Raw genomic sequence first — 6567 nt, forward strand, 5'->3', positions numbered from 1 at the left:
CACCGCACGAAGATCGCGGTCCACAGCGACGTGCCCGGGGTCAACGCCAAGGGCGCCTGCATCGGCCCGATGGGTCAGCGGGCCCGGTCGGTGACGACCGAGCTGCGAGGCGAGAAGGTCGACATCGTCGACTGGTCTCCCGACCCGGCCCAGTTCGTCGCCGCCGCGCTCTCCCCGGCCAAGGTGAGCTCGGTGCAGATCGTCGACCCGGCCCTGCGCGCCGCACGCGTGGTCGTCCCCGACTACCAGCTGTCCCTCGCGATCGGCAAGGAGGGCCAGAACGCCCGCCTCGCCGCCAAGCTCACCGGCTGGCGGATCGACATCCACTCCGACGCCGACACCGAGGCCGCACGGCCGCAGGGCCGCCAGTCCGCCCAGGCTCCGGACCGCTCGTCCAGCTCGGAGTCGGCAGGGTAGAATGAGCGAAACCGTGACTCCGGCGTCGGCCGGTCCGGGTTCCACGACCTCGCCACAGGGTGCTCGCGCACCGGTGCGGACGTGTCTCGGATGCCGCCGTCGGGACCAACGGTCGTCCCTGTTGCGGCTCGTCGCTTCGGCGCCGACGTCCCCGTCATCGCAGACGGTGATGCTGGTGCCCGACCCGGCGGGTCGCCTGCCCGGGCGTGGTGCGTGGATCCATCCCACCACCGCGTGTCTGGCGCAGGCGGAACGGAGACGGGCCTTCGGGCGCGCCCTCCGTCTCACGGCGGGAACGAACCTCGAGCAGGTGCGCACGTACGTGAGCGTGATCGAGGACGAGCACGACGAACGGGAGTCACGCCGGTAGCGACGGCGGTCCACCCCGGCACAGGTCATCGACGCGGTGTCGATGACGTACGCATGGAAACCGGAAGCGGGTTAGACGCTGATGAGTCACCGATGAGTACTCACCAATGAGCAACGCCCAGCACTGACGCCGGTCCGAGGACTCCCCCCGGGCCGGCAGATAGAGGAGAAACGTGGCCAAGGTCCGGGTCTACGAGCTCGCCAAGGAGCTCGGAGTCGAGAGCAAGACACTGCTGAATCACTTGAAGGAGAAGGGCGAGTTCGTCCGCTCCGCCAGTTCCACCATCGAGGCCCCGGTCGTGCGCCGGGTCCGTGAGTCCTTCGACGCGTCCCAGGCGGGCGGCGGCGGGGGAGCCCCGTCCTCGGGGGCGCCCAAGCCGGGTGCCACCCCCAAGCCGGGCGCGACGCCCAAGCCCGGTGCCGCCCCCAAGCCGGGCGCCGCCGCACCCAAGCCGGGCGCGGCCCCCAAGCCGGGATCCGCCCCCAAGCCGGGCGCCGCCGCACCCAAGCCGGGTGCCGCTCCCAAGCCCGGTGCGCCCGCGCCCACCCCGGCGCCCACGCCCGAGCCCGCCGCGGCTCCGGAGCCGAGCACGCCCGCTCCGCGTCCCGCAGCGCCCACTCCCAGCGCCCCGGCGGCGCAGGCCACGCCTGCTCCCGCCCCGGCCTCGCCGGCGCCCAAGCCCGGGGCCACACCCGGTCCGCGTCCGACCCCCTCGGCCCCCGCGGCCGAGCGCTCGGCCGAGAAGCCCGGCCCCCGTGGCGGTGGCGGTGCCCGTCAGGGTGGTCCTCGCCCCGGCCCGCGCCCGGGCAACAACCCGTTCGCCCCGAGCCAGGGCATGGGTCGCGGTGGCCGTGACGGTCGTGAAGGCCGTGAGGGCCGTGACGGCCGTGACGCGGGTGGTCCGCCCCGTCCCGGCAACAACCCCTTCGCGGCCAGCCAGGGCATGCCCCGTCCGGGCGGCTCCGGTGGTCCTCGTCCCGGTCCCCGTCCGGGTGGTGCCGCCGGTGGCGGTGCCGCGGCGGGTGCCCGTCCCGGCCCGCGTCCGGGTGGAACCGGTGGCCCGCGCCCCGGTCCCGGCGGTGCTCCGCGTCCGAACCCCGGCATGATGCCGGACCGCACGTCGGTCGGCCGTCCGGGCCAGCGTCCCGGTGGCGGTCGCCCCGGCGCCGGTGGCGGTGGTCGTCCCGGTGGTGGCGGCGGTGGCGGCTGGGGCGGTCGTCCCGGCGGTGGCGGCGGTCGTGGCCCCGGTGGTCGCGGCGGTACCCAGGGCGCGTTCGGCCGCGGAGGCGGTCGTCCGGTCCGCGGTCGCAAGAGCAAGCGCGCGAAGCGTCGCGAGTTCGAGGAGATGCAGGCGCCCAGCGTCGGCGGTGTCGTCGTCCCCCGTGGCAACGGCTCCACCGTCGTGCGGGTGCGTCGCGGCTCCTCGCTCAGCGACTTCGCCGACAAGATCAACGCCAACCCGGCCGCGCTCGTCACCGTGCTCTTCCACCTCGGTGAGATGGCCACGATCACCCAGTCGCTGGATGAGGAGACCTTCCAGATCCTCGGTGAGGAGCTCGGCTACAAGATCCAGATCGTCTCGCCTGAGGACGAGGACCGCGAGCTGCTCGAGAGCTTCGACATCGACCTCGAGGCTGAAGCCGAGGCGGAGGACGATGAGGACCTGCAGGCCCGTCCGCCGGTCGTGACCGTCATGGGTCACGTCGATCACGGTAAGACGAAGTTGCTCGATGCGATCCGCTCAGCCGATGTCACGGCCAAGGAGGCCGGTGGCATCACCCAGCACATCGGCGCCTACCAGGTGTCGATGGAGCATGAGGGTGAGAACCGCCGCATCACCTTCCTCGACACCCCCGGTCACGAGGCGTTCACCGCCATGCGTGCCCGCGGTGCCAAGGCCACCGACGTCGCGATCCTCGTCGTCGCTGCCGATGACGGTGTCATGCCGCAGACCATTGAGGCGCTCAACCACGCCCAGGCTGCCGGTGTGCCGGTCGTCGTGGCGGTCAACAAGATCGATAAGGACACCGCGAACCCGCAGAAGGTCATGTCGCAGCTGACCGAATACGATCTCATCGCCGAGGAGTTCGGCGGCGAGACGATGTTCGTGCCGATCTCGGCGCTGCAGCGCAAGGGCATCGACGACCTGCTCGAGGCCGTGCTGCTGACCACTGATGCGGCACTGGACCTCAAGGCCAACCCGGACAAGTCCGCCCGCGGCATCGCCATCGAAGCCAAGCTCGACAAGGGCCGCGGTGCCGTTGCCACCGTGCTCGTCGAGTCCGGCACCCTCAAGCAGGGCGATGCGATTGTCTGCGGCACCGCCTACGGTCGTGTGCGTGCGCTGTTCGACGAGAACGGCCAGTCGGTCGAAGAGGCCGGACCCTCGCGTCCGGTGCAGGTGCTGGGACTGTCATCGGTGCCGCGCGCCGGTGACACGTTCCTGGCCACCGATGACGACCGCACTGCCCGCCAGATCGCGGAGAAGCGCGATGCCATCGAACGCAATGCCGCTCAGGCACGCGGACGCAAGCGCATCAGCCTCGAGGACTTCACCAAGGCCCTCGAAGAGGGCAAGGTCGACATGCTCAACCTCATCCTCAAGGGCGACGTCTCCGGTGCAGTCGAAGCACTCGAGGATTCGCTGCTCAAGATCGATGTGGGCGAGGAAGTCGACCTGCGGATCATTCACCGCGGCGTCGGTGCGATCACCGAGAACGACATCAACCTCGCCACCGTCGACAACGCGATCGTCATCGGCTTCAACGTCCGGCCCGAAGCCAAGGCCCGCGACCTCGCCGAATCCGAGGGCGTCGATGTCCGGTACTACTCGGTCATCTACGACGCGATCGACGACATCGAGAACTCGCTCAAGGGCATGCTCAAGCCCGAGTTCGAGGAAGTCCACACCGGTTCGGCCGAGATCCGCGAAGTGTTCCGCTCCTCGAAGTGGGGCAACATCGCCGGCTGCATGGTCAAGGACGGCGTCATCAAGCGCAACTCCAAGGCCCGCATCACCCGCGATGGAGTCGTCGTCGGCGACAACCTCACAGTGGAGTCGCTGCGCCGCTTCAAGGACGACGCCACCGAGGTCCGCGAGGGCTTCGAGTGCGGTGTCGGACTCGGCAGCTTCAACGACATCCGCGAAGGCGACCTCATCGAGACCTTCGAGATGCAGGAGAAGCCGCGCGACTGACGCGACAGCATGACTGCCCGGCGCCTGCCCGTGACCTGCGGGCAGGCGCCGGTCCCACCGAAGATGCCCGGCACACGAAGAGAAGGAACCACCATGGCTGATGCCACCCGCGCCAGGAAGATCGCCGACCGCATCAAGGTCATCGTCGCGCAGACGCTCGAGAAGCGGATCAAGGACCCGCGCCTGGGCTTTGTCACCGTCACCGACGTCCGCGTCACCGGCGACCTGCAGCACGCCTCGATCTTCTACACCGTCTACGGTGACGAGGATCAGCTCGTCTCCACGCAGGCAGCGCTGAATTCGGCCAAGGGGCTGATCCGCTCCGAGGTCGGCAAGGGACTGCAGATCCGGCTGACCCCGTCGCTGGAGTTCATCGCCGACTCGGTGCCGGCCGCAGCAGCCGAGCTCGAAGAGCTGCTCGCCCAGGCGGCAGCCCGCGATGCCGAGGTTGCAGCACTTGCCAAGGACGCCGCCCCGGCAGGGGAGGCCGATCCGTACCGCAAGCCGCACGAGGACGACGAGTCCCGCGACTGAGGCACCGGTCAGCATGACTGACTGCGCGCCGCGCACACAGAACTGAACAGCTGCAGGCAGGCACTGGAACCCCTCCGGTGCCTGCCTGACTGTCTGCCACGAGACACACCTGTGTCTCCGGAACCAGGGGAGGAGCAGCCTGCATGGACTGGCTGATGAACACCGGTAGCATCGACGTGACGATGACTCTCGTGCTGCTGCTCCTGGCCGCCGGCCTGCTCGCCGGATGGATCGACGCCGTCGTCGGCGGCGGAGGCCTCATCCAGCTGCCGGCCCTGCTCATAGTCCCCGGCATCACCCCAGTCCAGGCGCTGGCGACGAACAAGGTCGGGTCCATCGCCGGGACCACCGCATCGGCACTGACCTATCTTTCCCGGGTCAGACCGGACAAGTCAGCGACGATCCCCGCCTCGGTCACCGCGCTCCTCGGGGCGATCCTCGGCGCCCGCGTCGCCACCCTGCTGCCGACGGCCGTGTTCGAACCCGTGATCCTCACTGCGCTTGTCGCCGTGGCCGTCTTCACCGTGCTCAAACCCCAGCTCGGTCTGGTCGCCCAGCTGCGCTTCGGCGAGCACTCCAAACGACACCACGCGATCTCCTGGCTCATCGGACTGCTCATCGGGTTCTACGACGGTCTGCTCGGCCCGGGCACCGGCTCCTTCCTCGTCATCGCCTTCGTCTCCATCATCGGCTTCGACTTCCTCCACGCCTCGGCCATGGCGAAGATCGTCAACTGGGCGACCAACCTCGGGGCGCTGCTGTACTTCGTCCCCAACGGCCACGTCATCTGGGCACTCGGGTTGGCAGTGGCGACCGGCAACGTCGTCGGCGGGTTCATCGGCGCCCGCACCGCGATCCGGCTCGGCAGCGGGTTCGTGCGCGTCGTGTTCCTCGTCGTCGTCACCGCGCTCATCCTCAAACTCGGGTTCGACTTCCTCTTCTGACACCGCGTTAACCCTGGTGAGCGGCAGTCCTGCTGGCTGGTGGAAACGTCCGGTGCCGAGGTGTGACAGAGCTCGCAGAGATGGGCTTCCGTCGTCGTTTTGTTATCGCCTGGGATGCCGTTACACTTTTACGAGATCACAGAACGATTACAGCTTTGTTAAGGGATAGTCGAATTGGGTAAGCACTCTGATCCGAACCAGTCGTCCTGGGCCTCCAGCGCCCGCACGCTCGTCCGCGATCTCAGCCGCCTCGGACGCTCCGGCAGCGGACGGCACTCTGCCGAGCATGCCTCGACGGCCACCGGCGTCATCAAGACCATCAAGCGCAAGCCGATGGTGGCCGCCATCGCCATTCCGGCCGCTGCCACCACTGCGATCGTCGCCTCCTCCTTCGCGCTCGGACCGAACAGCGAGTCCGGCGTCGTCAAGACCGAGCAGCAGGCCGCGTCCTCGCCGGATCCGGCCGAAGACATCAGCCTCGTCGACGAAGACGCGCTCAACCAGCAGCGCGAAGAGGCCGCCAAGGCCTACGAAGAGGGACTGAAGGACAACAAGGACTACCAGAGCAAGTCCGGTGCCGTCAGCGCCACCACCCCGAAGCCGAAGCCGACCCCCGCGTCGTCGAGCAGCTCCTCGAAGTCGACGACCAAGCGCGGCGGCGATGACACCGCCTCCCGCTCCAAGGGACGCGACACCAACGTCTCCTACGAGGCCTGCAGTGTGTCCTCCAGCATCGAATCCGGTCTGCAGCCGGTGGCCGTCAACGGCTACCGTGCGATCTGCGCGAACTTCCCCGAGGTCAAGACCTACGGTGGACACCGCAACCAGGCCGGCTCGGACCACAACAGCGGCATGGCCGTCGATGCGATGATCCGCGGTTCGGTCGGCGACCAGATCACGAAGTTCCTCATCGACAACCGCCAGGAGCTCAACGTCAAGTACGTCATCTGGGAGCAGAAGTACTACGCCTCGACCAACGGCTGGAAGGGCAAGCCGATGGAGAACCGCGGCGGCGACACCGCCAACCACTACGACCACGTGCACGTCTCCTTCAAGTGACGTGACCGGCGGGCCGCCCACCCGCACCCGACTCTCCCACAGCAGGC

General features: G+C 68.8%; 6 protein-coding genes. All 6 read left to right on the forward strand.

Going from position 1 to position 6567, the window contains the following annotated elements; all coding sequences use genetic code 11:
* A partial coding sequence (gene nusA / locus B4E96_RS06045) for a transcription termination/antitermination protein NusA (protein WP_414632676.1) occupies positions 1-417 on the forward strand: 417 nt, incomplete at its 5' end.
* A 1-nt stretch (position 418) separates the two neighbouring features.
* Complete coding sequence (locus tag B4E96_RS06050) at positions 419-787, forward strand: YlxR family protein (protein ID WP_286956788.1); 369 nt, start codon at positions 419-421, stop codon at positions 785-787.
* 172 nt (positions 788-959) lie between these two features.
* Positions 960-3983, forward strand: a complete 3024-nt coding sequence (infB, locus tag B4E96_RS06055) for a translation initiation factor IF-2 (RefSeq protein WP_286956789.1) — start codon at positions 960-962, stop codon at positions 3981-3983.
* Between the two features lie 93 nt (positions 3984-4076).
* Positions 4077-4517: a 30S ribosome-binding factor RbfA gene (gene rbfA, locus B4E96_RS06060; RefSeq protein ID WP_102162611.1), complete on the forward strand. Its 441-nt coding sequence runs from the start codon at positions 4077-4079 to the stop codon at positions 4515-4517.
* A 143-nt stretch (positions 4518-4660) separates the two neighbouring features.
* A complete protein-coding gene (locus tag B4E96_RS06065) occupies positions 4661-5461 on the forward strand; it encodes a sulfite exporter TauE/SafE family protein (RefSeq protein ID WP_286956790.1) in 801 nt (266 codons plus the stop codon).
* A gap of 174 nt (positions 5462-5635) precedes the next feature.
* Positions 5636-6520 (forward strand): ligand-binding protein SH3, encoded by an 885-nt coding sequence (locus B4E96_RS06070; RefSeq protein WP_286956791.1) that lies wholly within the window; start codon positions 5636-5638, stop codon positions 6518-6520.
* Positions 6521-6567 lie beyond the last annotated feature (47 nt).

The sequence above is a fragment of the Brevibacterium sp. UBA7493 genome (assembly GCF_002479565.1).
Lineage (GTDB): Bacteria > Actinomycetota > Actinomycetes > Actinomycetales > Brevibacteriaceae > Brevibacterium > Brevibacterium luteolum.